We start from the raw sequence: 25,943 nt of genomic DNA on the forward strand, positions 1-25,943 counted from the left end.
CCGGAGATCCGGTGTCGGGACGGTGTTGCATGGCGCTGGCCGAAACAGCAGGACACTACTCTGCGAGAGCGGACTGCTACCCAGTGCCGCGACAACCGATCTGCACGACACCGCAGCGGTCACCTGCCGCAGACCCCGGGAGGTAGTTCCATGTCCACCACAGAGCATGGTGTCCGCAGGCCGGAGTCGTCACGGCAGGATTCCGTACTGCCGGAGTTGCGGGAGCTGTGGTGGGAGACCGGGGTGCGGGCGCGGGCCCAGGCCAGCCTGTTCGCGGTCTTCTCCGAGTTGCCCCGCCTGGTCTGGGCCGCCATCGTGGTCAGCTGGCGGGCCGACCGACTGCGTACCTCGATCGTGGCGGTAACCACCGTCGGCGCCGGGGTGATGTCGGCCTTCGGGCTGCTCGCGGCGCAACGGGTGCTCGTGGAACTGTTCGCCGGGGGGCCGACCGCCGACAAGGTGATCGCGGCGCTACCGGCCCTGATCGCCCTGGCGGCGGTGACCGTCCTGCGGGCGGGCATGGCGACCGCGATGGGGTACGCGCAGAACGGCCTCACCCCCAAGGTCGACCGGGAGGTCGAACGAGGGCTGTTCGAGATGACCACGGCGGTGCGGCTGGAGGCCTTCGACGCGGACGCCTTCGCCGACGACATGGAACGGGCCACCCGAGGCTCGGCCTCCACCACCGACCTGGTGCAGGCGTCGATGAACCTGCTGGCCGGTCTGGCCGGGGTGCTCGCCGTCGCGATCGCCGTCGTGGTGATCCATCCCCTGCTGCTGCCGGCCCTGCTGATGGCCACCGTGCCGAACGGGTGGGCCTCGCTGCGGGCCGGGCATCTGCGCTACCGGACCTACGCCGCCGGGTCGGTGCGGCGGCGACGGATGTGGCTGCTGCACCGCCTGATGGCCGAGCGTGACTCGGCCCCCGAACTGCGCTCCTACGGCCTGCGGGGTTTCCTGCTCGACCAGTACGACCGGGTCATGGGGGTCGAGACCGACATCCAACTGGCCCTGGCCCGGCGGGTGACCACGACCACCACCGTCGGGGCGATGATCGGCGGGATCGCGACCGCCGTGGTGTACGTCCTGCTCGGTCTGCTGCTCATCGACGGGCAGATCCCCCTGGCCGCCGCCGCGACCTGCGTGATCGCCATCCAGTCCGCGCAGCGATCCCTGTCCGTGGTCACCTTCCAGACCGACCGGGTCTACACCGAGGGGCAGCACTTCCGGGACTACACCGGCTTCATGACCCGCGCCGCCGACTACCTGCCCCCGCCCACCGCCCCGCAGGCACCGGCGCCGGACCGGCTGCGGGAGATCGTGGTGGACGAGGTCAGCCTGTGCTACCCCGACCGGGAGACCGCTGCCGTCGACCGGGTCAGCCTGGGCATCCGGGCCGGGCAGACGGTGGCCTTCGTCGGTGAGAACGGCTCCGGCAAGTCGACCCTGGCCACCATGATCGCCAACCTGCGTACCCCGACCGGGGCACCATCCGCTACAACGGCCGCCCGGCGGCCGACTGGGACACCGACGCCCTGCGAGCCCGGATCGCGGTCGTCACCCAGGAGTACCACAAGTGGCCCTTCACCGCCGCCACGAACATCGCCATCGGCGACATCACCACCGTCCCGGAACAGGACCGCATCGAGACCGCCGCCGGCCGCGCGGTCGCCCACGACATGATCACCGATCTGCCGTACGGCTACGAGACCCTGCTCGACCGCACCTTCGCCGGTGGCCAGGATCTCTCCGGCGGGCAGTGGCAACGCATCACCGCCGCCCGGGGTTTCCTACGCGACGCCGACCTGCTCATCATGGACGAACCCTCATCCGCCCTCGACCCCCGCGCCGAGGACGCCCTGTTCCAGGCCATCCGCGACCGGCAGGGACACGGCACCACCATCCTGATCACCCACCGGCTGGCCAATGTCCGGCACGCCGACTGCATCTACGTCATGCACCACGGCCGTCTCGTGGAGACCGGCACCCACGACCAGCTGATGACCGCAGGCGGCCGGTACGCCGAACTGTTCACCCTCCAGTCCGCCGGCTACCGCGCCACTGCCCCGTCACTGCCCCGCCAGCCCACCGCCTCCGCCTGACGAACCGCATCCGGCCGGGTGCACCTCCGCGCTGCACGACGGCCACCGCCCTGTTCGGGGAATCTTGTCGGTGGTCGATGTGAGAATGCCGTACAACCGATCTTGGGAGATGGCATGGGGACGTGGGACAGCGGGCCATTCGACAACGACACCGCCGCCGACTGGTGTGGTGAAGTCAACGACGCCGACATGGCCAAGCGCCCGATGCTGGTCCGCGAGGCGCTGAGCCGGGCCGCCGACGAGGAGGGCTACCTCGACGGCGATGTCGCCTGCGCGGCGATCGCCGCAGCCGCGATCGTGGCCGCACAGCAGCCCGGCGGGCCGGCGATCACCTCCTCGTACGCGCCGGATTTCCTGCTCGACGGTGGTCGGCTCGATCTGCCCGACGACCTGGCCCCACTCGCGGCGCGGGCCCTAGATCGGATCATGGCCGCCGACTCGGAGTGGCACTTTCTGTGGCAGGACGCCGCAGGACCCAGCAATCCGGCCTTCGACAGCGTCCACGACCTGCGCGGAGTCCTGACAGCCCGGTAGCCGGGTACGTACCCGCCCAGCCGGCCTCAGGTGGTCAGGGTCAGGCCCGCCAGGGTGATGCCGGACAGGACGAGGGTGCCGACCGTGCCGGCGGTCATCGCCTGCCGGCCACCCCGGGCCACCGCGCGCAGGTCGACCGCGGCGCCCAGGGCGAACATGGCGGCGGCCAGCAGCACCGTGCCGGCCAGCGATCCCAGGTCGACCAGGCCGGTCGGCAGCCAGCCGGTGGTCCGCAGCAGCGCCGCCGCGACGAAGCCGACCACGAACCACGGCAGCAGCGGAGGCCTGCGTACCCCGTCGGTGGTACTGGTGCCGGATCGGCGTCCCAGGGCCACCAGGGTGACGAGTGGGGCGAGCAGCAGCACCCGGAACAGCTTGACGACGACGGCCGCCGACAGGGCGGTGGCGCCGACCGCGCCGCCGACCGCGACGACCTGGCCCACCTCGTGCACGCTAGCCCCCACCCACAGGCCGAGCAGCACCTCGTCCAGGCCGAACAGCACACCGAGGGCGGGCAGGGCGATCATGGACAGCGTGCCGAGCACGGTAACGACCGCGACCGCGGTGACGACATCCTCCTCCTCACCGTCACCGACCTGGTTCATCGCGGCCACGGCGGAGGCGCCGCAGATGGCTACCCCGGTCGCCACCAGCAGCGAGCGGTCGGTGGTGAGGCCGAGGCGTCGGCCCGCCCAGCGGGTGGTGAGGAAGCTGGCGGCGACCCCCAGCATCACGACGAGTATCGGCCCGACGCCCAGGTCGACGACATCGGCCAGGACCAGTTGCAGGCCGAGCAGCACGATGCCGATCCGCAGCAGGGTGGTGGCGGCGAACCGCAGGCCGGGCTGCAACCACGGGCGGTTGCCGCCGCAGGCGGTCAGCACGATACCGAGCACGATCGCCACCACCAGCGGGCTGGCGGCACCGAACCGGTGATTCACCAGATATCCGACGGCGGCGGCACCGGCGGCGACGAGCAGTCCCGGCAGCAGGCGGGCGCCTCCCCGGCCGGCGGCGGGAACGACGCTGGTCGCCTCCTTGATCGTCATAGGGACAGCTTCACGTGATCTGGCCCCCTCCAGTAGCCGTCCATCGGGGTGCAGGTCATAGCCTGGGGCTATGAGTGTGCTTCCTGACCTGGTGTCGTTGCGCCTGCTGGCCCGGGTGGCGGAGCTGGGCAGCGTCGGCCGGGCCGCGCGCACCATGGGCATGTCCCAGCCGTCGGCCAGCAAGCGCCTGGCCGCACTGGAACGGCAGGTACGGCTGCCGCTGCTGACCCGCACCCCGCGCGGTTCGATGCTGACCGACGACGGGCAGGTCGTGGTCACCTGGGCGCTGCGCCTGCTGACCGTCGCCGACGAATTCCACAACAGCCTCACCGCCATGCGTCACGCGCGGGCGGCGCGGCTGCGGGTGGCGGCGAGCATGACGGTCGCCGAGGCCCTGCTCCCCCGCTGGTTGCACAGCCTCGCGCAGCGCGAACCCGATGTGCAGGTGGGCCTGACCGTGGTCAACTCCACGGAGGTCGCCCGGATGCTGGTCACGGACGACAGCGTCGACATCGGGTTCATCGAGGGACCGAGCGTGCCCGAGGGACTGGATCAGCGGATCGTCGGACACGATCACCTGGTCGTCGTCGTGGCGCCGCAGCACCGCTGGGCCCGCCTTCGTCGCCCGCTGCGTAGGACGGAGTTGGCGCGTACCCGGCTGGTGGTCAGGGAGCAGGGATCGGGCACCCGGGAGACTCTGGAGGTGGCCCTGCGCGACCTGGACCCCGCCCCGCCGCACCTGTCCCTGGGGTCGAACGCCGCCGTCAAGGGCGCGGCGATGACCGGTACGGCGCCGGCAGTACTCAGCCGGCACGCCGTGGAGACGGAACTGGCCACCGGCCACCTGGTGATCGTGCCGGTGGAGAACCTGCCCCTGCGCCGTGACCTGCGCGCGGTGTGGCCGCGCGGTCGGCGGCTCACCGGCTCGGCCACCGCGCTGCTCCAGGCGATCGACAACTCCCCCGCGACGCCTCCGGCCCGGCCCACAGGGATCACCGAGAACCGGAACCCGCCGGGTCGGAGCTAGGTCGACTTCCGGCCGGCAGCGGCCTGGCCGAGTTCCGCGAGTCTGCGGCGCGCCTCATCGACAGTGGGATCACCCAGGTCGTCATAGATGGCAGCGGCCAGCCGCCAGGCGTGCGCGGCAGCCTCGGCCTGGCCCATCGCGGCCTGGGCCTCGCCCAGCCGAACGAGGGTCTCCGCCTGGTGATAGCGGTCGGCGGAGGCGCGGAACAGCTCGACGGACTGCTCGTAGCAGGACACCGCGCGGGCTTGATCGCCGAGTCCCTGGTAGGCGAAACCCAGGCTGTCCAGCGTCGCCGCCTGACCGTTGCGGTCGTCGATGAGCCGCTGCTGGTTCAACGCCGCCGTGCAGTCGACGATCGCCTGTAGGTGGTCACCGCGAACGGCGTGGATGTACCCGACCGCATTGAGGGCCCGACCTTCCCCGGCCCGGTTGCCGGTCCGCCGGTACAGGCGCAGGGCCTCGTGACCATGGATCAGCGCCTCGTCCACCCGGCCGAGCACGAAACAGTGCTCGGTGTAGTTGTGCAGGGTCTGCGCCAGTCCGTCCTCGTCGTCGAGCCGCTCGTACAACTTGATCGCCCGCTGAAGGTGGTCGCCGGCGGTGTCGTGCTGGCCCAGTCGCGCGGCGGCCCGGCCCAGCAATCGACTGGCGGTGGCCTGGGCGTTCAGGTCGCCGAGGCATTCCGCCGCCGCCAGGGCGGTCTGCTGGGCCGCCAACTGGTCGTGCCAGAGCCCACGGGGCGCGAGGAAGGTGGTCAACGCCCAGGCCAACTGCCAGGCGTACGCCTCGAAGCCCGTGGTGGCGGCCTGCCGGATCACCCGCAGGAGCACACCGCGTTCGGTGGAGAACCAGTCCAGGGCGGCGTCCTGGTCGGCCATCGGCAGGTGGATGACGTCGGGCAGGGCCGGCACGGGGGTGATGGGTGTCCATTGCGGCTGGACCAGCCGGGCTGCCGGATAGGCGCTGTGCAGGTAGTGGTCGTACAGGCGGTGACGGGCGTCGTGCCGCTCGGCGCTCTGGTCGGCTCCCTGGGTCAGCTCGGCGGCGTACGAGCGCAGCAGGTCGTGGCAGGCGTATCGGTCGATCAGGTGCTCGGTCAGTAGGTGCAGCCGGGTCAGTTCCTTGAGCACCGGGCCGACCGCCGGTGTGGGACAGCCCAGCAACGCGGCCGCGGCGGCACTGGTCAGCTCGGGTCCCGGATGCAGTCCGATCAGGCGGAACAGGCGGGCGGCGACGGGACTCAGGGCCCGGTACGACCAGGAGAACACCCGACGTACGTCGCCGTCGGCCAGGACCTCCAACCGCGCCTCGGGTGGACGCAGTTCCGCAGCGATCGCCTCCAGCGTGAAGGTGGGTCGGGTCGCCACCCGGGCCGCCACGATCGACAGGGCGAGGGGCAGCCGTCCGGAGGCCTCGATCATGTCGGCTACGGCGTCCGGTTCGACGTCCAGCCGATCCCCACCGATCCGGCTGCGCAGCAGGTGCGTCGACTCCGTGGCGGTCAGTACGTCAAGGGCCAACAGTCGGGCGCCCTCGGCGGTTACCAGGCTGTGCAACTGCTCCCGACTGGTCACGATGACGACGCTGCGGCCGGTACCGGGCAACAGCGGTCGCACCTGCTCGGCGTCGCGCGCGTTGTCGAGCACGATGAGCATCTCGCGGGAGGCGAGCAGGCTGCGGTAGAGGCCGATCCGCGCGTCCAGACTGCTCGGTATCCGGGCCAGTGGTACGCCGAGCGCCTCCAGGAAGCCGAGCAGGGCATCGGCGGGCGCGACGACTTCCCCACCGTCGTACCCGCGTAGGTTGACATGGAGTTGTCCGTCGGGGAACCGGTCGGCCACCCGATGCGCCCAGTGCAGCGCCAGTGCGGACTTGCCGATGCCGGCCATGCCGCAGATCGCGGAGATGACCACAGTGGTCGGCCCATCGGCCCGGTCGTCGACGGCCGCGTCGAGGCGGGTCAGCTCGAGTTCCCGGCCGACGAACCCGGGTGGGCCGAAGGGCAGTTGGGCCGGGCGGACCCGGGCTACGGCCCTGACCCCGCGGTCGTCGGTGACCGACCATCCGTTCGGGTGCCGCCGGTGGTGCAGGATGTCGTCGTGCAGGCGGGTCAGCTCGGGTCCGGGATCCATCCCGGTCTCCTCGGCCAGTACTCGTCGGACCTGCCGGAAGGCCGCCAGCGCGCCGGCCACGTCACCGCTGGCGTAGAGCGCTGACATGAGGTGCATCCAGGCGCGCTGCCGCAGCGGGTACCGGTCGAGCAGGGCCCGCAACCGGGGGATCGCCTCCGCAGGGGCACCGAGGGCCAGTTTCGCCTCGGCATGATCCTCCTCGGCCAGCAGCCGGCGCTCCGCCAACTGCTCGACCCAGCGGGACAGCTGCGGGGCGAGCGGCAGCTCGGCCAGCGCCTGGCCGCGCCACAGGGCCAATGCCGCGGCCAACGCGGCCTCGGCGCGCTCGGGGTCGCCGTTGGTCAGGGCTGCCCGTCCCCGAGCGGCCGCAGCGTCGAAGCGGTCCAGGTCGCGCTCGTCCGGTTCGACTCGTAGCAGGTATCCACCGTGGGTGGTCACGATCCGCGGCTCGTCGTCGGCTCCATCGTGGAGGGCCCGCCGCAACCCGCGGATGTAGGTGCGGATGTTGGCGTTGGCGGAGGCCGGTGGCTGGTCGCCCCAGAGGGCGGCTACCAGTCTCTCCGCGGAGACCGCTTCGCACGGCCGGAACAGCAGACAGGCCAACACCAGCCGTTGCTTCATCGAGCCGAGATCGACCGTCCGACCATCGCGGACCACCGACAACGGGCCGAGCAGGTCGAAGCGGAGCGGCATCATTCACCTCAGCCTGAGGCCGGCCAGTTGTACGTCGATTGTGCGCGCCTTGTACGCCGGTCACCGTACCATCGCCGCCGAGGCGATCATCTGCACCGGACGAGCAGGTGAGACCGGCCTGCGAGGGGTTTTGCCGCACCCGCCGTCCCGGCCCGAGGCGGTACCCACGCCTAGGGTCCGCCGGACGGGTGATCCGGGGCCACCCGGCAGCGGGGGTTGGTCCCCGGCGTCCTGGACCGGCCCGTCGGCAACGGGATGACCGACGGCCCGGTCCAGGGCACCGGGGGCCCTGCGCGTCGGGCTGTGCCTGGCGGCTGAGGAACCCTGGACGGCGACTGCGGTCGCGCGGCCCGACCCTCTCGCGTGGGGCTGCCGGGTAGCCCACCGGGCACCCTTGAGATGCCGCGACCTATTCACTAGATTCAATCGCCATCGGCGAGAACGACCGACTTCGAGATCCAGGAGAGTGACTCATCGCTCACATCGATCTAGGGGTGCCCGAGGCCGAGTTCCCCGGCATCCGTGGCCCGTTGCGCTTCCGACCGGAGACCGGCCAACCGTTGCTTGAGCTGGTCGAGGTGCTGCTGCGCGGACCGCACCCACTCTCCGCGGGGGAACGCGAGCTGATCGCCGCGTACGTCTCCGGTCGCAACGAATGCACCTATTGCTGCTCGGCACACTCGGCGTATGCGGCGGCCCAGCTCGATGAGGGCATGTCCCTGGTCGAACAGGTGCGCGCCGACCCGGACAGCGCGCCGATCTCGGCGAAGCTGCGGGCCCTGCTGCGCATCGCCGCCGCCGTGCAGGTCAGCGGACGCGAGGTCACCACCGAACTCGTCGAGGCCGCCCGCACCGAAGGCGCCACCGACCTGGAGATCCACGACACCGTCCTCATCGCGGCGGCCTTCTGCATGTTCAACCGGTACGTCGACGGCCTCGGCACCGTACCGGCGGCCGACCCGCAGTGGTACGTGCAGGCCTCCGAGCGAATCGTCCGCACCGGCTACCGACAGGTCGTCTGAGGACGGCCTGCCGACGCCGCTGGACCGAACCCGCCCGCCTACCGGCAGACTCGGAGCACCCCAGACATGGCGCATATCGACCTCGGCCAGGATGAGCAGGTCTACCTGGGCATCCATGGCCTGATCCGTTACCGGCCGGAGACCGGCCGCCCCCTGCTGGCGCTGAACGAGGCGTTGCTGCGCGGACCGCACCCGCTCTCCGCGGGGGAACGCGAGCTGATCGCCGCGTACGTCTCCGGCCGCAACGAATGCCGGTTCTGCCGGGGCGCGCACTCGGCGTTCGCCGCCGTGCAACTCGACGAGGGCATGCCCCTGGTCGAACAGGTGCACGCCGACCTCGACAGCGCGCCGATCTCGGCGAAGCTGCGGGCCCTGCTGCGCATCGCCGCCGCCGTGCAGGTCAGCGGACGCGAGGTCACCACCGAACTCGTCGAGGCCGCCCGCACCGAAGGCGCCACCGACCTGGAGATCCACGACACCGTCCTCATCGCTGCGGCGTACTGCATGTTCAACCGGTACGTCGACGGCCTCGGCACGCTCGTCCCTGACGACCAGGAGTGGTACATGGGTCCGGCCGGACGGGTGGCCACCCGCGGCTACCTGCCGGTGCTGGAGCGCTGACCCGTGTCGATCATCAGAATCTCACCGGTTGACCGAATGGGAATGTGAGGTCATGGCACACATCGACCTGGGCGTGGACGAGAACGAGTTCCCCGGGGTCCGGGGCCCGTTGAAGTACCGGCCGGTGACCGGCAAGCCGATGTTGGAACTGGCCGAGACCCTGTTGCGCGGGCCGCTCAGCCTGCCCACCGCCGACCGCGAGTTGATCGCCGCGTACGTCTCCGGCCTGAACGAGTGCACCTACTGCTGCGCGGCGCACTCGGCGTTCGCCGCCGCACTGCTCGATGAGGGCATGCCCCTGGTCGAGCAGGTACGCACCGATCTGGACAACGCGCCGGTCAGCGCCAAGCTGCGTACCCTGCTCCACATCGCCGGGGCGGTGCAGCGCGGTGGCCGCCAGGTCACCCCTGAACTGGTCGAGACGGCCCGCACCGAGGGTGCCACCGATGAGGAGATCCACGACACGGTCCTCATCGCGGCGGCCTTCTGCATGGTCAACCGGTATGTCGACGGCCTCGGCACGTTCGCCCCGAGCGATCCGAAGTTCTACGAGGAGACAGCCCGGCGGGTCCTCAGCGTCGGCTACCGCAACACGGTCTGAGCGCACCCGGCGACCGCGCTGCGGTGGGCGCCGACGACGCTACTCAGGGCAGTTCGGGCGCCCCGGCCTCCCGGGAGCGGCGGGCGGGCGGTGGCGGACTGGCCAGCACCCGCAGCGGTGCCATCAAGCGCCCGACCACGCCCGGCCGGGTCCGGTTCAGCACCCGTGACCGCAGCAGGGTCAACCCGTCGCCGTCCAGGTGGTCGAAGGCCCACGGTCGACCGCCGATGCCGAGCAGCAGGACCTCGGCGGAGCCGCGGACCACGGGCCCACTGCCGTGCGCCCATCCGGTGTCGGTCGCCTCCAACCGCAGGCCATGCAACCGGTCACCCATCGCGTACCCGGGCGACGGCCGGTCGGTCAGGTGCCGGAAGGCCACCCGGAGCCGCTCCTCCGGGGTGTGCCGGGCGATGTTCAGGGGCACCCGGATGTCCAGGTCGTGCAGCAGCACGTCGGTCAGGACGGGGTCGTACCCGGAGCGCGGAATGGTGGTGCGGGAGGTCGCGTACCGCCGCAGCGTTGCCACGATCCGCTCGATCGGCAGGCGGGCGGCCCGGCGGGTCAGCAGGAGGTTGAACCGGTCGAAGTCGGCGCCGGTGGTGACGATCGCGGCGTAGATCTTCAGTTGACCGAAGCGCAGGTAGGTGGTGAGGTGGGCGGCCACGTCGTGCACCCTCCAGCCCGCGCAGAGGCTCGGCTGGCGGAGTTGCTCGGCCGCCAGCCCCTCCAGAAGGTCGGCTGCCCGCCGCCGCTCGTCGACGAGCATGTCGAACACCCGCATGGCGACCAGGGTATCGATGACGATGCTCGTCCGCATCCGCCCGCGTGCCGTGCTGGCCCGCGGCGGAACGCCCCCGCCCGACCGGGTGGATCGCCGGGCGAGGAGCGATGCGGACCGCGACGTGCGGTCAGTCGAAGTCGGCCGGGCTGAACTCCTTGTGCTCGACCAGGACCAGCCAGTTGCCGGAGTTGTCGCGGGCCACGGCCTCCACCCCGTACGGGCGGTCCGCCGGCTCCTGGAGGAACTCCACGCCCTCGGCCCGTAGGTCGTCGTAGGTCTTGCGACAGTCGTCGACGGCCAGTCCGAGGGCGAACAGACTGCCCTCGTCCCGCGCCCGGGTGAACATCTCGGCCACCTCCGGCGACAGCGGCGGGCCGGGGAGTTGCAGGTGCACCTCCAACTCCGGCTGGCTGGGGTGACCGACGGTGCACCAGCGGTAGGAGCCGTCGCCGATGGTGATGTCGGTGCGCTCGACGAACCCGAGCACCTCGGTGTAGAAGGTCTTGGCGGCGTCGATGTCCTTGACGAAAACGGTGGTCAGCGAGACGTTCGTAATCATGCGAGCCAGGCTAGGCCGCGTCGGCGCCGTGGCGGCTTCTCCTAGCTTGCGGCGTCACCGCGCCGCTCGGCGAACCCCCACATGAACACGAAACAGCCCGGGATGTGCGGGGTGCCGGCCTGCGCCCAGCGGCGCTGGAACTCGCGGGGTGACTCGCCGACGAGTTCCCGGAACCGGCTGCTGAACGAGCCGAGGCTGGCGAAGCCGACCGCGTAGCAGACCTCGGTCACGGTGAGGTTGGTGGCTCGCAACAGGTCCTGGGCCCGCTCGATGCGCCGTTGCGACAGGTACGCGGCCGGCGAGAGCCCGTACGTGATGGTGAACAATCGATGGAAGTGATATTTGCTGATGCCGGCGACGGCCGCGACGGCGGCGAGGTCCAGCGTCTCGGTGTAGTGGCGGTCCATGTGGTCGCGTGCCCGTCGCAGGTGAACCCGAAGGTCACCGGGAGCACGGCTCGGCGGTCGGCTCATCACGGCAAGCCTATGTGACAGTCAACGTGAGAATGATACGCATAACTGTAACGAAGCAGCCTGGTCGTACGCCTATCCCGGGTGTAGACAGGATTCTGATCATGGCGGCGGTGCGCGGGGCGGTTCTGCCGCCCGCCAGGGATCCACAACGTGAGAGGGGGGCTGGTGCGGGGCGAACTGCAACGCATCGTCGACGCCGTCGCCGCCCACGCCGGACGTCCCGCACTGATCGAGGACCGTCGGCAACGGGTCGTCGTGTACAGCGAGCAGAACGGGCTGACCGACGAGGTCCGCCGGGCCTCGATCCTGCGCCGGCAGAGCAGCCCGGAGGTCGTCGCCTGGGTACGCGACCTCGGGCTGGCCGACGCACGCGGGCCGATACGCACTCCGGCCCGGCCGGACCTGGGCATGTTGCCCCGGCTGTGCGTGCCGGTGCGGCACCACGAACTGCTGCTCGGCTACGTCTGGTTCATCGATCCCGACGGCACCATGACCGACGTCGACCTGACCGCCACCGGCCTGCTCAAGGAACTCTCCCTGGCCCTGTACCGGGAGAATCTGCTCGGTGAACTGGCCGCGCAACGGGAGACCGAGGCGGCCCGTACCCTGCTCGCTGACAGCCCGGAGACCCGCGACCAGGCGGCCCGGGCCCTGCTGGAGGCGGGGATGATCGCCGCGGACGGCCCCCGGACGGCGTTGGTGGCCCGGCTGGTCGCCCCCGCGCACCGGCAGCCGGACGAGTTGGCCCGCATCGCCCTGGAGCAGGCCCTGGTGGCCGCCCGCCGACGCGCCGGGATCAGGGAGGCCCTGCACCTGATCCGGCACGACCACGGGGTGCTGCTGCTGCCGGCCGAGCCGGTCGCGGGGCGGCCCGCTCCGGAGACCGCCGCCCGCCAACTCGACGAGGACCTTCAGCACGTCACCCGGTCGCTCGGCTCGGTGGAGCGTACGGTGGTCGGCGTCGGGCAGATCCGACCACGGTTGGCCGACGCCGCCGAGTCGTACGTCGAGGCCCTGCACGCGGCCCGGGTCGGTGCGCAACTTCCCGCGCTGGGCCGGGTGGTCTTCTGGTCCGCCCTGGGCAGCTACCGGGCCCTGGCCCGACTCAGCGACCGGCAGCTCACGGTGGCCGACGTGCATCCCGGGCTGGCCCGGCTGCTGGCCACCCCGGGCAGCCAGGTCCTGCTGACCACCCTGGAGTGGTACCTGGACCAGGCCGGCAACGCCCATGCCACGGCCGCCCGGTTGCGGCTGCACCGCACCACCCTCTACTACCGACTGCAACGCATCGAGGAACTGGCCGACACCGACCTCAAGGACGGCGACGAGCGGCTGTGTCTGCACCTGGGACTCAAGCTGGCCCGGTTGACCGGGCAGCACCGACCCGAGGAGTGAGGTGCCTGCGACACACGTAGCATCCCGGCGCGGGGATCTCCGACAGGTGCCCGATGACCGACGGTGAGTTGATCTCTAGGTTCGGCCAGGGGCAGTAAAGGGGGGTGGCGCGGTGGTCGGGCGTTGGCTCGGGCGGTTCGTCGTGCCCGCCATCTTCGCGGTGATCTTCGTAGCGCCACTGTGGTTCATGGTGGTCGGGTCGCTGCGGCCGGCCGGTTCCCCGCCGCCGCGCACCCTGGAACTGTGGCCGGCCGATCCCACCACGGCCGCGTACACCCGGCTGCCGGAACTGGTGCCGCTGGCGCGGTATCTGGCCAACTCGGCGTTGGTGGTGGCGATGGCCGTACCGTTGACCGTGCTGGTGGCCGCGCTTACCGGTTTCGGGCTGCGGCTGCTGTCCGGGGCCGCGCGCCGCCGGGCCCTGCTGGCCCTGCTGATCGTGTTGCTGGTGCCGGTCACCGCCGTGTGGGCCACCCGGTTCGAGGTGTTCCGCCTCTTCGGGGCGGTCGACAGCTACCTGCCGCTGCTGGCCCCGGCGGCGTTGGCCGTCAGTCCTTTTCTGATCCTGCTGTACGCCTGGAGCTTCGGCGGCATCCCGGACAGCCAGTTGCAGGCCGCCCGGCTGGAGGGTGCCGGCTGGCTGACCATCTTCCGGCGGCTGGCGCTGCCGCAGGTCAAACCGGCGACCCTGGCGGTGGCGGTGCTCGCCTTCACCTTCCACTGGTCCAACTTCATCGATCCCCTGCTCTATCTGACCAGCGGCGACCGTTACACCTGGCCCCTGGGGCTGCGGTTCCTGCTGTTGCTCAACCCGACGGACTGGCCGCTGCTGATGGCCGGCAGCGTGATCGCCACCGCCCCGTGCGTCCTGATGTTCCTGCTCGCCCAACGGGTCCTGCTGGCCGACGATCCCCTGGCGGCGCTTCGCTCGAAAGGAAGACGATGACCTCCCTCTGGCGGCGCACCTGCGCCACCCTGCTGGCGATGGCGCTGGTCGTCACCGGATGCTCCTCCGGTGGCGACAAGGCCGACGACTCCGGCATCACCGTCGTGCTGTTCGGTGACGCCGAGGAGATCGCCGGCTATCGGACCCTGGTCGCCGACTTCACCGCGGCCAACCCCGACGTACCGGTCACCCTGTCGCCGGTGGCCACTCAGGACGAGCTGATGGCGCGGTTGACCACCTCCTTCGCCGGGGGCCAGCCGCCGGACGTGTTCCTGCTCAACTACCGCCGGTACGGGCAGTTCGCCGCGCAGGGGGTGATCGAGCCGGTGCAGTCCTACCTGGACTCCAGTGAGGCGATCAAGGAAAGCGACTTCAGTCCGCAGGCCCTGGACGCCTTCCGGTTCGACGGTCGGGAGCTGACCTGCCTGCCGCAGAACCTGTCCTCCCTGGTGGTCTACTACAACGCCGACCTGTTCACCGCCGCCGGGGTGCCCGCCCCGAAGGCGGACTGGACCTGGGACGACTTCCTGGCCGCGGCGAAGGCCCTGACCCGGGACGGCCGGTACGGCGTCGGGGTCGACCCCTCGCTGCCCCGGCTGGCCCCCTTCGTCTGGTCCAACGGGGGTGAACTGGTCGACGACTCCGAGCGACCCAACCGACTGACCCTCACCGACAACCCGTCCTCCCGGGCGGCCGTCGACTGGTTCCTCGACCTGCAACTGCGCCACGGCGTGGTGCCGCCGGACGCCGAGGAGCAGAGCGAGTCCAGCGAGGCCCGGTTCCTGCGCGGCACCCTCGGCATGTACCTCAACAGCCGGGTGGCCGTGCCCACCCTGCGCACCATCACGGACTTCACCTGGGATGTCGCGCCGCTGCCGGTGGCCCCGGGCGGCAAGCCGGCGTCCATCCTGCACAGCGACGCGTACTGCATGAGTGCCGGTCTGGCCGATCACCGGCCGGCCTGGCGGTTCATCGAGTACGCGATGGGCGACGCCGGGCAGCACACCCTGGCCGAGTCGGGCCGTACCGTGCCGTCCCGCCTGGAGGTGGCCAACTCCCCCGTCTTCCTGGACCCGGCCAAGCCGCCCCGCTCCTCGCAGGTGTACCTCGACGCGGCGCCGCACCTGCGGGCCACCCCCCGCACCGGCAGCTGGTCGCGGGTGGAGAAGGAGGGCAACAGCCTGCTGGCCGAGGTCTTCTACGGCCGGATCGACCGCGAAGCGGGGCTGCGTCAACTGGAGGATCGGGTCCGTCCGCTGTTCTCGGTGGGCAAGTGAAGGGCGTCATCCGACTGGAGGCCCTGACCCGCTCGTACGGCGGAAAGCCGGCGGTCGACGGGGTGGACCTGGAGGTGGTGGCCGGGGAGTTGATCACCCTGGTCGGCCCCTCCGGATCGGGCAAGTCGACGATCCTGCGACTGATCGCCGGACTGGACCGGCCCGACGGCGGCCGGATCCTGGTCGACGGCACCGACGTGGCCACCATCCCGCCGCCCCGGCGCGCGGTGGCCATGGTCTTCCAGGACTACGCGCTGTTTCCGCACCTGAGCGTGCTGGACAACCTCATCTTCGGGCTGCGGGTGCGCAAGGTGCGCCGGGCCGAGGCGGTCCAGCGGGCCGAGGTCGCCGCGCAGCGGCTCGGCATCGGTGACCTGCTGGACCGCTACCCCGATCAGATGTCCGGCGGCCAGCGTCAGCGGGTCGCCCTGGCCCGGGCGCTGCTGCGCGACCCCAGTGTCTACCTGCTGGACGAACCACTGGCCAGCCTGGACGGGCCGCTGCGCTTCGCCACCCGCACCGACCTGCTGGCCCTGCACCGGGAACTGCGCACCACCACCATCCATGTCACCCATGACCAGCATGAGGCGATGACCCTCGGCGACCGGGTGGTGGTGCTGGCCGAGGGGCGGATCCGCCAGGTCGGTCCACCCCAGCAGGTGTACGACGAGCCCGCCGACACCTTCGTCGCCGGGTTCCTCGGCAGTCCACCGATGAACCTGGTACCCGGCGGCGGGGTGCTCGGCGGGGAGGACACCCTGACCATCGGCGTACGGCCGGAGGACCTGACCCTCGACGACACCGGACCGATCACCGCCACGGTCGAGGCGGTGGAGTCGCTGGGCAGCGAGGCCAACCTGTCGACCCGCTGCCCGGACGGCACCCGGCTGATCGTGCGCACCGGCCCTCGCCCCGGCGTGGCCCCCGGCGACGAGGTGCGGCTGCGCGCCGATCGGCTGCACCGGTTCGACGCGACCACCGGCCGACGGCGATGACCCGTCCCCGCCGACCCCTGACCGGCTGGGCCTTCCTCGCCCCGTACGCCATCGCGGTGGCGCTGCTGGTCGCGGTGCCGGCGCTGCTCAATTTCGGGTACGCCTTCACCGACCACACCGGCCTGACCCGGGACCCCCAGTTCATCGGGCTGGACAACATCCGCCGGATGTTCGACGACCGGTTCCTGCTCGATAGTCTGGAAGCCTCCCTGTTCCATGTGGCGCTGGCCGTACCGGTGCGGTTCGTCGCCGCGGTGGGACTCGGCCTGCTGCTCGCCGCCCCCCGTCCGGGGGGCCGCTGGTTCCGCACCGCGGTCTACCTGCCCACCGTCATCCCCGACGTGGCCCTGGCGGTGCTGTTCCTGTGGGTGCTCAACCCGCTGTACGGGCCGCTGAACCAACTTCTGGGGCTCTTCGGTCACCAGGGATACAACTGGCTGGCCGACCCGACCACGGCCCGCGTCGGGGTGGTGTTGATGTTGGCCTTTCCGATCGGTGAGGGGTTCGTGGTGGTGCTCGCCGCCCGCCGGCTGCTCGACGGCCGACTGTACGAGGCGGCCACCCTGGAGGGCTGCGGCCCCTTCGGACAGTTGCGCCGGCTCACCCTGCCCCTGCTCGCCCCGGTGCTGGTGCTGCTGGCGGTGCGGGACATCATCCTCACCCTCCAGGTCAACTTCGTACCGGCGTACGTGCTCACCGACGGGCGGCCCGCCAACGCCACCCTGTACCTGCCGGTGTACATCTTCGACCAGGTCTTCGAGTTCTCCGGTTTCGCGTACGGCTCCCTGGTCACCATCCTGTTGATGCTGATCACTGCCGTGATCATCATCGTGCTGCTGCTGGCCGTACGACGCTGGCGGGTGCTGCGATGAGCTGGCATCCTGCTGCGATGAGATTGCGGGTACTGGCCGCCACCGTCGTCGTCCTTCCCCTGCTGGCCGCCTGTGGTGACGGCTCGGCGGCGTCCACCGGCGGTGGACGCGACCTGTTGGCGAATCTGCCCAGTTGTGACCGGGTGCCGATGGATGATCCGGAGGTCGAGGCCGAGGTGCCAGGTCTGGCCCTGCCCGAGGGTTCCCGGGTCACCGCCGTCGTGCAGCAGGGCGTGCTGACCACCGTGGAGGCCACTCTCCGAATGTCTCCACTGGACGTTCGCGCACACTACGAGCAACGCACGGACATCGATGTGCTGCGCGTGGAGGACGAGATCTTCGAGACCGAGGTGTTGGCCCGGACCCAGGCGCGACGGATGTACCTGCGTGCCTCGGCGCTGTGTGCCGACGGCTCCAGCCTGACGGTCGTGGTGGGACCCGATTCCGAGGACGCCGGTCTGCCCGAGTTCCGCAGCGGCGGGTGACGTCTCGACAGATGTCCTAACCGGACCGGGGGTTCTCCCGACAGATGCTCGGTGACGTGCACCGACAGGCGATCTAGCGTGCGCAGCAAGGACCGTTCGTGTCCGGATCAGGAGAGACCCCCATGAAACTTACGTTCGCGAGGCACTATCGCGGACTGGCGGCGACAGCTGTGGTCGGGCTGCTCGCCACGGTCGCGTTGGCCGCGTCGTCCAGCCCACCCCCCGCTGCTGAACCGTCGCTGGCCACCAACCTGCCCACCGGCCCGATGGAGATGCCGGACGAGTGGATGACCGCCCAGCGGATGAGTGACGGCAGCACCAACCTGTCGGTCACCAAGTACGCCAACGCCCGGGGCCAGGCCAAGCAGCTCGCCGTCCGCACCAAGAACAACTACCGCAAGCTCGGTGAGCAGCAGTGGGACTTCTTCGGGCCGCTGAACATCGGTGGCCGGGTTCCCGACCTCGTGATCGACCCGCAGGTGCCGGACCAGCTGTTCATCGCCGCCGCCTCCGGTGGCGTGTGGAAGTCCAGCGACGCCGGTGACACCTTCACCCCGGCCTGGCCGGACGACTGGTCCCAGCCCATCGGTGCGCTGGCCATGACCAGCGACGGCATTCTGTTCGCCGGCACCGGTGAGGCCCAGCCGGGCGGTGGTTCCATCACCTTCGGTGGTGACGGCATCTACCGCTCCACCGACCGCGGGGGCTCCTGGGAGCGGGTCGGTCTGACCGACAGCCACGCCATCGGCCGGCTCGCCATCGACCCGACCAACGAGAAGCGGATCTTCGCGGCGGCCAGCGGCAACCTGTTCATCCCCGGCGGTGAGCGCGGCGTCTACCTCAGCGAGGACGGCGGTGACAACTGGCGTCGGGTGCTCGCCCCGCTGAACGACACCACCGGCGCCACCGAGGTGATCATCGACCCGAGCAACCCCAACCGGGTGTACGCGGCGATGTGGGACCACCTGCGGGAGCCGCACCAGCGCACCTACGGTGGCGCCGGTTCCAGCCTCTGGCGCTCGAACGACGGCGGTGAGACCTGGCAGCGGATGACCAACGGCCTGCCCACCGACGCCGACCAGGGCCGCTGGGGCCTGGCCGTCGCGCCGAACAACCCGCAGCGCCTCTACGCGTACGTGGGCACCGCCATCGGCCCGTTCCGGGCGTTCTACCGCTCGGACAACGGCGGTGACAGCTGGACGCAGATGCCGATCAACGCGAACCAGGCCTCGCAGTCGACCTTCAGCTGGTGGTTCGGCAAGATCTGGGTCGACCCGGCCGACGCCGACCACCTGTTCCTGATGGGTGTCAACCTGATGCGCTCCACCAACGGCGCGCAGAGCTTCTCCTCGGTGCGCGGTCCGCACGCCGACCAGCACGTCATGCGCTGGGACCCGAAGGTGCCGGGCCGGGTCTACCTCGGCAACGACGGCGGCGTCTACCGCTCGGAGCAGAACGGCGCGGGCGGCTGGGTGAAGGCCACCGACGAGCGGTACACCCAGTTCTACACGGTCGACGTGGCCGAGACCGACCCGAGCCTGAAGGTCGCCGGCGCCCAGGACAACGGCTGCAACCGCGGCTACAACGGCCGCCTCGGCCCGTGGGAGGCCATCGGCTGTGGTGACGGTCTGCAGACCATCATCCACCCGGAGAACTCGAACATCGTCTTCGGGTGCAGCCAGTACGGTTCCTGCTACCGGTCGGAGAACGCCGGTGGCACCCCGCGGCAGACCATCGGTACCGGTCAGACCACCTCGCAGCGGCGTAACTGGCTGACCCCGCTGCTGTTCGACCCGAACGACCCGAACGTCATGTACTACGCCGGCAACATCCTCAACCGGTCGACGGACAACGGTCGTACCTGGACCCCGATCAGCCCTGACCTGACCAACGGTGGCCCGAACGACCCGTCCGGCTACCCGTGGGGCACGATCACCACTGTCGCCGTCGCCCCCAGCGACAGCAACACCCTGTACGTGGGCACCGACGACGGCAAGGTCTGGTGGACCCGTGACCTCGGCGCCAACTGGAACGAGGTCGACCAGGCCAAGCTGCCGGGCACCTGGGTCACCCGGATCGCGGTGAACCCGAAGGACGCCAAGATCGCGTACGCGACCTTCTCCGGCTTCCGTTCGGGCAGCAGCCGGGCGCACGTGCTGATGACCCGCGACGGTGGGCAGACCTGGAGCAACATCGGGCAGGGCCTGCCCGACGCTCCGGTCAACTCGATCGTCCCGACCGCCGACGGTCTGCTGGTGGTCGGCACCGACGTCGGTGTCTTCCTCTCCGCCTGGAACGGCGGCGAGTGGGCCAACCTCGGCAAGAACCTGCCGCAGGCTCCGGTGATGTACCTGCGTTACCACGAGCCGAGCCGGCAGCTGACCGCCGCCACCTTCGGCCGCGGCATCTACGACGTGACCGTGCCGCGTTGCCCGGCCTCGTCGACCAAGCTGCCGCTGAAGAACCCGGGTGTCGGCGTGGTGGGCGTGCTGAACTCCTGCCGCTAGCCTGATCGGCCGCCACCGCACCGGCTCGCCGTGGTGATCACCATTCGGCTGGTCGGGGCGGTGGCGGTCGGACCGCTCGAACAATCCGGAGGCCACCTCCCCATCGGCGGGGCGGTGGCCTCCGGCCTGAGCAGGCGGCCTCGCTAGCGCAGGCGGCGGGCCGGGAACCGGTTCGGCGGGTGGGCGATCGCCTCCTGGGCGGCGATCAGCTGGAGTTCCCGGGTGCCGGCGGCCATAGTCGCCTCCAGCACGGCGAAGATCGAGGCGGTGGTCCGCTCCAGCGCGATGGCCGGTGAGCCGCTGGTCCGCAGATGCGCCAGGTACAGCGCGGCGGTGACGTCACCACCGCCGTTGGGATAGATCGGCAGCAGCGGGGTGGTCACCGCCCAGGCGCCCTCGTCGGAGACCGCCACCACCTCCAGCGACCCCTCCGGTACGGCACTGTGCAGCACGCTGGTCACCAGGACGTGCCGTGGTCCGGTCGCCCGGACCACGTCGACCGCTGCCAGCAGTTCCTCCACCGAGTCGGTCCGGCGACCGGCGAGGAACTCCAACTCGAAGTGGTTCGGGGTGACGATGTCGGCTCGGGGCACCACCACGTCGCGCAGGTACTCCGGGATGCCCGGCCGGACGAACATGCCCCGGCCGACGTCCCCCATCACCGGGTCGCAGCAGTAGACGGCGTCCGGGTTGGCGGTCTTGACCAGGGTCACCGCGTCGAGGATCACCGCCCCCATCGCCGGGTCGCCCAGGTAGCCGGAGAGGACCGCGTCGGCGTCGCCCAGGACACCACGGTCGGCGATGCCGGCGATCACCTCGGCGACGTCGGCCGGGGCCAACAGCGGCCCACGCCACGCGCCGTACCCGGTGTGGTTGGAGAAGTGCACCGTCAGCACCGGCCAGACCTCGTGCCCGAGCCGTTGCAGCGGGAACACGGCGGCCGAGTTGCCGACGTAGCCGTAGGCGACCGAGGACTGGATGGACAGGATTTTCACGGTCCCATCATGGCGGGCACCGGTTGCGGGCCGCGCCGGGGCCCGCCGGCAACGGCCAGAATGTCGGCCGCTGCAGGCGGGCGGGTGTCGCCGTACCGGGTGAGGACCGCCCAGGGCGGGCGGCCCTCACCGTCGGTTTCCTACTCGAACAGGGACAGGGTCAGGGTCGAGGTGTACGCACCCGCGGCGACATCCGCCGGAGTACGCAGGAACAGATCCGCGTCGACGGTGTACTCGCCAGGGGTCACCGCACCGGAGTCGAAGGTCGAGACCAGCAGTTCCTGGTCCACCAGACCCACGTTGTTACCCGGCTGAGTCGGCTCGTCCAACACCGTGACGACCTCTTCACCCTCGCTGACCAGACCGGTGTCCCCACCGTCGATCAGCTTCGGCTTCCAGCCCAGGTGCCCGGCACCGATCGGGTCCTGGTCGGCGTCACCGACGAAATCGGTAGCGCTACCCAGCACCGCCCACGCGGCACCCTCGGGCACCTCGTCCGGCGTACGGGTGTCGGTGACCGTCACGGTCGGCAGGTTGCCGGTGAACTGGCGGACCAGCAGCGTCGACCCGTCCTCGGTCAGGGTCACCGAGTCGGCGGCGACCGACATCGCCAGCACACCCGGCTGCCGGATCTCCTCGATCTCGACGGTCACCTCCACCCCGGCCTCGTCACCCGGCTCGGCGAAGGCGGGCGAACCCACCGCCACCACCCCGGCCAGCAGGGCACCGGACGCACCGGCGGCCAGCAGCCGCTTACGGCTCCATGTGTTCATCAACTTCTCCGTCGTCGCTTGTCAGTTACTGGGCTGGCCGAGGGTCGGCGCAGTTGACGGCCGCGTACTCCCCGGTGACCGTGGTCGTCACCGTCTCGCCGCCGAGGGCACCGGTGGCGTGCGCCGAGGCGGAGCCCGCCGAGACCGTGCCGGCCCGGGTGTTGAACTGCTGGAAGGTGCTCGCCCCCGGCGCGACGTTGACGGCGGCCTTCGTGCCGTAGGTGCTCTCCAGGGAGATGCTGACGGCCGCGTCGTTGTGGTTGTGCGCCTGCACCGCGACGTACGCCTTGCCGGCCACACACCGCACCTGGGTGGTCACCGTGACCCGCAGCGCCTCCGGGTCCCAGGCCTTCGTCGTGTTGTGGTTGGTGCCGGTGCCGTCGGGCACGTAGCCGTTCTCGACGTTGCCCTTCGAGTCCACCGAGAACCAGTTCACGGTGGTGCCGTTCGGCAGGGTCAGGGTCTCCCCACCCTCCCGGACGCCGGCCGAGCCGTAGAGGGTCGACTCCAAGGTGGGCCGGCTGCCGTCGACGGTGTAGAAGACCGCCGCCGGCTCGCTGGTGTCGAAGGTGACGTCGACCATGCCGGGCGTGGCGCTCGGCTCGACGGTGATCGTGCTGGTCGGGGCCGCCGTGTCGGTGTCGTAGTCGCGGGCCACCCGCAGCATCTCGACCAGACCGTTGGAGAACTCCATGGTCTCTTCCTTGGCCGATGCCCACGGCGGCTGGAAGGACGTGCCGACCTCGAAGTTCCAGGCGTAGATGCCGTACTTGTACCAGAGCATGTCACCGGAGTTGCCGGCCGCCGAGTAGAGCACGTCGGCGATCGGACCGGTCCGCGCCGGGGTGACGGCCAGGTTGCGGTGCCGCTTGATGGCGGTGAGGATCCGCGACGAGGCACCCCAGAACAGCGACTCCTCGGCCAGAGTCGGCCGCGGCGCCGAGATCCGGCCCGGGGTCGCGTACGAGCCCGGCGACCACATGAAGTAGTTGCCCGAGGAGTGCAGGTTCATCGAGAACTTGATGTTGCCCCGGGAGGCCAGCCAGTCGACGTTCTTGTTCTCCGGCTCGGACAGCTCGCTCGGCCCGGCGTACGAGCCGTTGGTGCAGACGTGCGAGGCGCCCGAGTAGCCGTCGAAGAGGCTGTACTCGGTGTAGTTGCGGTTGTTGTCCACACCCCAGGAGGTACGGCCGAGGAAGTCCCCGTTCGTCTCCGGCGTGCAGTGGTTGGTCATGCTCTTGCGCTGCGAGGCGAAGTCGTAGAACGAGAAGTGACCGCCGTCCGGGTTGACCGACGGAGCGATCCAGATGTCCAGGTTGTCGATCAGGTCGCGGGTGTTCGCGTCGTTCTCGTAGTTGCGCAGCAGCCGCTCGGCGGTCTCGATGGTCACCAGCGGCGGCACCCACTCCCGGGCGTGTTCCTGGGCGTAGGCCAGGACGCCGAGCTTGGAGCCGTCGCGGTGCTTGCCGATCCGGATGGCGTAGACGGAGTGCGGCTCGCGGGAGACCGACTCCGGCGCGGAGAGGCCGTCCGACAGCTTGGTCGGCGCGGCCGGCGCGACCACACCGGCGCCCTCGTTACCCCGATAGGTGTACGCCTTGAGCAGCGTGCCCGCCTCCGCGTTGAGCGCGGCGGCCACCTGCGCGGCGGTGCTGGTGACCGCGCCGGAGGCGTCGGTGGCCAGGCTGACCCGCACGTCGTTGCCGGTGACGGTCACCGTCAGCGCCGAGTCGGCGGCGGCGGGGTCGACCAGTTCGACCGAGATGTCGTTGCCACCCTCGTGGCCCCAGGCCAGCGAGTCGATGCCGACCCGGTTGGCGTTGCCGCCACCGAGTACGGCCTGGGCCTTACGCCGGTAGCCGTTGGTCTTGTGCGGCAGCTCGACGATCTCGGAGATGGCCGGGTACTGCGCGGCCAGGGTGTGGATCCGGTCGTACAGCTCCGTCGGGGTCAGGTAGCTGTTGACGAAGTCCTTCTGGTAGCCCGGGCCCTCGGGGGCGTCACCGGAGATCGGCAGCCACTCCTTGACCTTGGCCACGGCGACGTCACCGGTGGGGCTGGTGATCTGCACGTACTCCGGCTTGCTGGTCACGTTCGACGCGCCCCGGTGGTACATGTAGACCCCGGCGTCGACGAAGCGGGTGATGTTCTGCGTCCCGCCGGAGCCCATCTCGGTGCCCGGCCCGCTGTCCCGCGCGACGGTGAGGGCGTTGTTGGCGTTCTGCCCCTGCGCCCACTTCGCCTCCACCGACAGCACCTGGCTGGTGCCGTTGGTGTAGTAGTCAGCACGGATGATCTTGACGTCGGAGGCGGCGGCGCGAGCGGCAAACCCGGCGCCCTCCATGAACTCCTGGTTCTCGGCCAGGTGGGCGGCGATGGTCGCCTCCCGCTCGGCGATCCGCGCTGCGGAGTCGGCCGGGGTGTGCAGCACCTCGCCGAAGGTGAATCCGGCGGCGGTCAGGGTCGCCACCTCGTTGCCGGTCACCACCGCGTGGACGACGATGCCGTCCTCGCTCTGGTGGACGTGATGGTCGAGGTCGACGCCGGTGGCCACCAGCGCGTCCAACTCGTCCTTGTCGGCCAGCAGCACCTCGACCACGTTGGCCTGCTCGTCGGCCAACCGGCCGAGGTCCGCCGGGACCTCGCTGACCGGGGTGGTGGCGGTCTGCGACACGACGGCGGCCGCCGGGTTGACCAGCAGCAGCACCGCGGTGCCGGCCGCCAGCGTGGCCGCCAGGGGTACCCGGCGTCGCCACCGGGTACTGGTACGGGATTCGGACATGAGGCTCGTAGCCCCTTCTCGGTGTGCGGTGGGGGTTAGGCATGCGCCTCGGCCGCGCTCGACCGTGCGGGCAGCGCGGCGAGGCATCCGATGTAGACGCTGCCCGCATCACCGACTACGCAGCGTCACACATCGGATGGTCAGGAGTGATCAGGTCGCGGACAACTTTCACTCGCTGAAGGTCATCTGTCAATCGTCCCGAAGTATGGGCGGGTGATCACCCCCACCTCGGCCAACCGTCCAGGGTCAAGTGTTTGACCTGCGTGCACACTGGAGAGGCAAGAGCAAGGAAGCTTGAGTGCAAGGGGGGACCACCCGTGTCCGACAATGCCGGCAATCGGCCCAGCCATACCCATGAACGCCCGGAGCAGGTGACAGATCCACTGCTGTGGCGGCTCGCCCTGGACGTCGCCGAGGCGCACGCTCCGGCGGAGGACGGCGGCTGCGCTCACCTGCTCTGCGCCGGACAGGAGTGGCCCTGCCGACCCTGGGAGCAGGCGCAGCGGGCGCTCAACCTGGCACAGGGCGGCGGCTCGACGCAGCAGACCCGGACCACCGAGCAGCGGACCACCTACCCCGCACCGTTCACGCTGCCGGGCTGGCAGGGTGAGCAGTCACGCGGCGACTCCGCCGCCGCCTGAGCCTCCTCGACCCCGGACGCGCCGCTCACGGGGGCGGCGCCGCATCGCAGACAGCGCCGCTGACGGGAGCGGCGCCGCGGACAGCGGCTGGTTGTCGCGGCGTCGGGAACAGGGCATGTGCAGGGGTCCGGTGCTTGTCAATGTAACGTTGACGGGTGCCTGACCCGCTGGACCGTCTCGCCGGGATACCGGCGGCCCGCGACCGCCTGGACGAGGCCGAACTGGATCTCATCGACCAGGCCCGGCAGGCCGGAGCAACCTGGCACCAGGTAGCCGGGGCGCTCGGTCTGAGTAGCCGCCAGGCTGCCGAGCAGCGGCGTCAGCGGCTGGCCGCCGGCCGCCGGGCCCGCCGCGTGGCGGCCGATCGCCGCTGGCCGGGCGAGGTCGCCGGGTTACGCGCCACGCTCACCGGGCTGCACCGCTGGATCGAGGCGGACCGCCGGTGGGACGGCAGGTTTCCCGGCGCCGACCTGACCCGGCAGACCGTCCTGCTCGCTCTGGACGCCGAACCGGGCGCCCTCCACGATCTGGCCCGGCACGTCGCCGCCGACCTCACCGCCGCCGGCCACGGCCTGCCCGGACCGGTCCGCATCAGCACCGCCGAACTGCACGCCGCCCTGTCAATGCTTGATTGACAGGGCGAATCAGTCTTGCCTCCATACGACTCAGGATCGAGGCTGT

22 protein-coding genes and 1 pseudogene are annotated in these 25,943 nt (G+C 70.7%); 15 read left to right on the forward strand and 8 right to left on the reverse strand.

What is annotated here, in order from left to right:
- The first annotated feature begins 150 nt into the window (after positions 1-150).
- Together ACLQ2T_RS00800 and ACLQ2T_RS00805 are read left to right on the forward strand one after the other, a co-directional pair.
- Positions 151-2,102, forward strand: a pseudogene (locus ACLQ2T_RS00800) (ABC transporter ATP-binding protein).
- A 114-nt stretch (positions 2,103-2,216) separates the two neighbouring features.
- A complete protein-coding gene (locus ACLQ2T_RS00805) occupies positions 2,217-2,636 on the forward strand; it encodes a DUF4259 domain-containing protein (RefSeq protein WP_425764045.1) in 420 nt (139 codons plus the stop codon).
- Positions 2,637-2,662: 26 nt separating this feature from the next.
- Here ACLQ2T_RS00805 and ACLQ2T_RS00810 read toward each other — a convergent pair whose 3' ends face one another.
- Positions 2,663-3,685 carry a YeiH family protein gene (locus ACLQ2T_RS00810; protein ID WP_425764046.1) on the reverse strand — a complete coding sequence of 341 codons (1,023 nt, stop codon included), beginning with the start codon at positions 3,683-3,685 and terminating at the stop codon, positions 2,663-2,665.
- 70 nt (positions 3,686-3,755) lie between these two features.
- Here ACLQ2T_RS00810 and ACLQ2T_RS00815 point away from each other — a divergent pair, with 70 nt between their 5' ends.
- Complete coding sequence (locus ACLQ2T_RS00815) at positions 3,756-4,712, forward strand: LysR family transcriptional regulator (RefSeq protein WP_425764047.1); 957 nt, start codon at positions 3,756-3,758, stop codon at positions 4,710-4,712.
- Here ACLQ2T_RS00815 and ACLQ2T_RS00820 read toward each other — a convergent pair.
- Positions 4,709-7,537: a BTAD domain-containing putative transcriptional regulator gene (locus tag ACLQ2T_RS00820; RefSeq protein ID WP_425764048.1), complete on the reverse strand. Its 2,829-nt coding sequence runs from the start codon at positions 7,535-7,537 to the stop codon at positions 4,709-4,711. The genes ACLQ2T_RS00815 and ACLQ2T_RS00820 overlap by 4 nt on opposite strands.
- Before the next feature lie 473 nt (positions 7,538-8,010).
- Here ACLQ2T_RS00820 and ACLQ2T_RS00825 point away from each other — a divergent pair, with 473 nt between their 5' ends.
- From ACLQ2T_RS00825 to ACLQ2T_RS00835, 3 genes are all read left to right on the forward strand, one after another.
- Complete coding sequence (locus tag ACLQ2T_RS00825; RefSeq protein ID WP_425764403.1) at positions 8,011-8,559, forward strand: carboxymuconolactone decarboxylase family protein; 549 nt, start codon at positions 8,011-8,013, stop codon at positions 8,557-8,559.
- A gap of 66 nt (positions 8,560-8,625) precedes the next feature.
- Entirely contained in the window at positions 8,626-9,180 is a 555-nt protein-coding gene (locus ACLQ2T_RS00830; RefSeq protein WP_425764049.1) for a carboxymuconolactone decarboxylase family protein, read from the forward strand.
- Between the two features lie 52 nt (positions 9,181-9,232).
- The gene (locus ACLQ2T_RS00835; RefSeq protein ID WP_425764050.1) at positions 9,233-9,781 is read left to right on the forward strand and encodes a carboxymuconolactone decarboxylase family protein; all 549 of its coding nucleotides are present in this window, start codon (positions 9,233-9,235) and stop codon (positions 9,779-9,781) included.
- 43 nt (positions 9,782-9,824) lie between these two features.
- On the opposite strand, the gene ACLQ2T_RS00840 is transcribed toward ACLQ2T_RS00835, so the two are convergent.
- The 3 genes from ACLQ2T_RS00840 to ACLQ2T_RS00850 all read right to left on the reverse strand — a co-directional run bounded on the left by ACLQ2T_RS00840 (position 9,825) and on the right by ACLQ2T_RS00850 (position 11,594).
- Positions 9,825-10,562, reverse strand: coding sequence for a maleylpyruvate isomerase family mycothiol-dependent enzyme (locus ACLQ2T_RS00840; RefSeq protein WP_425764051.1), 738 nt, complete (start codon positions 10,560-10,562; stop codon positions 9,825-9,827).
- A gap of 127 nt (positions 10,563-10,689) precedes the next feature.
- Entirely contained in the window at positions 10,690-11,121 is a 432-nt protein-coding gene (locus tag ACLQ2T_RS00845) for a VOC family protein (RefSeq protein ID WP_425764052.1), read from the reverse strand.
- Positions 11,122-11,162: 41 nt separating this feature from the next.
- Positions 11,163-11,594, reverse strand: a complete 432-nt coding sequence (locus ACLQ2T_RS00850) for a helix-turn-helix transcriptional regulator (protein WP_425764053.1) — start codon at positions 11,592-11,594, stop codon at positions 11,163-11,165.
- Between the two features lie 150 nt (positions 11,595-11,744).
- On the opposite strand from ACLQ2T_RS00850, the gene ACLQ2T_RS00855 reads away from it, so the two are divergent.
- The 7 genes from ACLQ2T_RS00855 (at position 11,745) to ACLQ2T_RS00885 (ending at position 20,071) form a co-directional block, all read left to right on the forward strand.
- Complete coding sequence (locus ACLQ2T_RS00855; RefSeq protein WP_425764054.1) at positions 11,745-12,989, forward strand: PucR family transcriptional regulator; 1,245 nt, start codon at positions 11,745-11,747, stop codon at positions 12,987-12,989.
- A 112-nt stretch (positions 12,990-13,101) separates the two neighbouring features.
- Positions 13,102-13,935 (forward strand): carbohydrate ABC transporter permease, encoded by an 834-nt coding sequence (locus ACLQ2T_RS00860; protein WP_425764055.1) that lies wholly within the window; start codon positions 13,102-13,104, stop codon positions 13,933-13,935.
- Positions 13,932-15,212, forward strand: coding sequence for an ABC transporter substrate-binding protein (locus tag ACLQ2T_RS00865; RefSeq protein WP_425764056.1), 1,281 nt, complete (start codon positions 13,932-13,934; stop codon positions 15,210-15,212). Before ACLQ2T_RS00860 ends, ACLQ2T_RS00865 begins: the two co-directional genes overlap by 4 nt.
- Positions 15,209-16,207: an ABC transporter ATP-binding protein gene (locus ACLQ2T_RS00870; RefSeq protein ID WP_425764057.1), complete on the forward strand. Its 999-nt coding sequence runs from the start codon at positions 15,209-15,211 to the stop codon at positions 16,205-16,207. The genes ACLQ2T_RS00865 and ACLQ2T_RS00870 overlap by 4 nt, the downstream gene beginning before the upstream one ends.
- Entirely contained in the window at positions 16,204-17,079 is an 876-nt protein-coding gene (locus tag ACLQ2T_RS00875) for a carbohydrate ABC transporter permease (protein WP_425764058.1), read from the forward strand. The genes ACLQ2T_RS00870 and ACLQ2T_RS00875 overlap by 4 nt, the downstream gene beginning before the upstream one ends.
- 17 nt (positions 17,080-17,096) lie before the next feature.
- On the forward strand, positions 17,097-17,564 hold the full coding sequence (locus ACLQ2T_RS00880) for a hypothetical protein (protein WP_425764059.1): 468 nt from the start codon (positions 17,097-17,099) through the stop codon (positions 17,562-17,564).
- A 122-nt stretch (positions 17,565-17,686) separates the two neighbouring features.
- Positions 17,687-20,071: a VPS10 domain-containing protein gene (locus ACLQ2T_RS00885; RefSeq protein ID WP_425764060.1), complete on the forward strand. Its 2,385-nt coding sequence runs from the start codon at positions 17,687-17,689 to the stop codon at positions 20,069-20,071.
- Positions 20,072-20,214: 143 nt separating this feature from the next.
- Here ACLQ2T_RS00885 and pdxY read toward each other — a convergent pair whose 3' ends face one another.
- From pdxY to ACLQ2T_RS00900, 3 genes are all read right to left on the reverse strand, one after another.
- Entirely contained in the window at positions 20,215-21,066 is an 852-nt protein-coding gene (gene pdxY, locus ACLQ2T_RS00890) for a pyridoxal kinase PdxY (RefSeq protein WP_425764061.1), read from the reverse strand.
- Between the two features lie 140 nt (positions 21,067-21,206).
- Positions 21,207-21,839 (reverse strand): hypothetical protein, encoded by a 633-nt coding sequence (locus ACLQ2T_RS00895; protein WP_425764062.1) that lies wholly within the window; start codon positions 21,837-21,839, stop codon positions 21,207-21,209.
- Positions 21,840-21,864: 25 nt separating this feature from the next.
- On the reverse strand, positions 21,865-24,621 hold the full coding sequence (locus ACLQ2T_RS00900) for a M14 family metallopeptidase (protein WP_425764063.1): 2,757 nt from the start codon (positions 24,619-24,621) through the stop codon (positions 21,865-21,867).
- Between the two features lie 371 nt (positions 24,622-24,992).
- On the opposite strand from ACLQ2T_RS00900, the gene ACLQ2T_RS00905 reads away from it, so the two are divergent.
- The gene (locus ACLQ2T_RS00905) at positions 24,993-25,262 is read left to right on the forward strand and encodes a hypothetical protein (protein WP_425764064.1); all 270 of its coding nucleotides are present in this window, start codon (positions 24,993-24,995) and stop codon (positions 25,260-25,262) included.
- Between the two features lie 155 nt (positions 25,263-25,417).
- On the forward strand, positions 25,418-25,897 hold the full coding sequence (locus ACLQ2T_RS00910; RefSeq protein WP_425764065.1) for a hypothetical protein: 480 nt from the start codon (positions 25,418-25,420) through the stop codon (positions 25,895-25,897).
- Positions 25,898-25,943: the final 46 nt, after the last annotated feature.

The sequence above is a fragment of the Micromonospora sp. DT229 genome (assembly GCF_049844505.1).
Classification (GTDB): domain Bacteria; phylum Actinomycetota; class Actinomycetes; order Mycobacteriales; family Micromonosporaceae; genus Micromonospora.

Coding starts and splice junctions, on each gene's coding strand:
- ACLQ2T_RS00805 (WP_425764045.1), top strand. CDS start 2,217: ATGGGGACGTGGGACAGCGGGCCATTCGACAACGACACCGCCGCCGAC.
- ACLQ2T_RS00810 (WP_425764046.1), bottom strand. CDS start 3,685: ATGACGATCAAGGAGGCGACCAGCGTCGTTCCCGCCGCCGGCCGGGGA.
- ACLQ2T_RS00815 (WP_425764047.1), top strand. CDS start 3,756: ATGAGTGTGCTTCCTGACCTGGTGTCGTTGCGCCTGCTGGCCCGGGTG.
- ACLQ2T_RS00820 (WP_425764048.1), bottom strand. CDS start 7,537: ATGCCGCTCCGCTTCGACCTGCTCGGCCCGTTGTCGGTGGTCCGCGAT.
- ACLQ2T_RS00830 (WP_425764049.1), top strand. CDS start 8,626: ATGGCGCATATCGACCTCGGCCAGGATGAGCAGGTCTACCTGGGCATC.
- ACLQ2T_RS00835 (WP_425764050.1), top strand. CDS start 9,233: ATGGCACACATCGACCTGGGCGTGGACGAGAACGAGTTCCCCGGGGTC.
- ACLQ2T_RS00840 (WP_425764051.1), bottom strand. CDS start 10,562: ATGCGGGTGTTCGACATGCTCGTCGACGAGCGGCGGCGGGCAGCCGAC.
- ACLQ2T_RS00845 (WP_425764052.1), bottom strand. CDS start 11,121: ATGATTACGAACGTCTCGCTGACCACCGTTTTCGTCAAGGACATCGAC.
- ACLQ2T_RS00850 (WP_425764053.1), bottom strand. CDS start 11,594: ATGAGCCGACCGCCGAGCCGTGCTCCCGGTGACCTTCGGGTTCACCTG.
- ACLQ2T_RS00865 (WP_425764056.1), top strand. CDS start 13,932: ATGACCTCCCTCTGGCGGCGCACCTGCGCCACCCTGCTGGCGATGGCG.
- ACLQ2T_RS00875 (WP_425764058.1), top strand. CDS start 16,204: ATGACCCGTCCCCGCCGACCCCTGACCGGCTGGGCCTTCCTCGCCCCG.
- ACLQ2T_RS00880 (WP_425764059.1), top strand. CDS start 17,097: ATGAGATTGCGGGTACTGGCCGCCACCGTCGTCGTCCTTCCCCTGCTG.
- ACLQ2T_RS00885 (WP_425764060.1), top strand. CDS start 17,687: ATGAAACTTACGTTCGCGAGGCACTATCGCGGACTGGCGGCGACAGCT.
- ACLQ2T_RS00895 (WP_425764062.1), bottom strand. CDS start 21,839: ATGAACACATGGAGCCGTAAGCGGCTGCTGGCCGCCGGTGCGTCCGGT.
- ACLQ2T_RS00900 (WP_425764063.1), bottom strand. CDS start 24,621: ATGTCCGAATCCCGTACCAGTACCCGGTGGCGACGCCGGGTACCCCTG.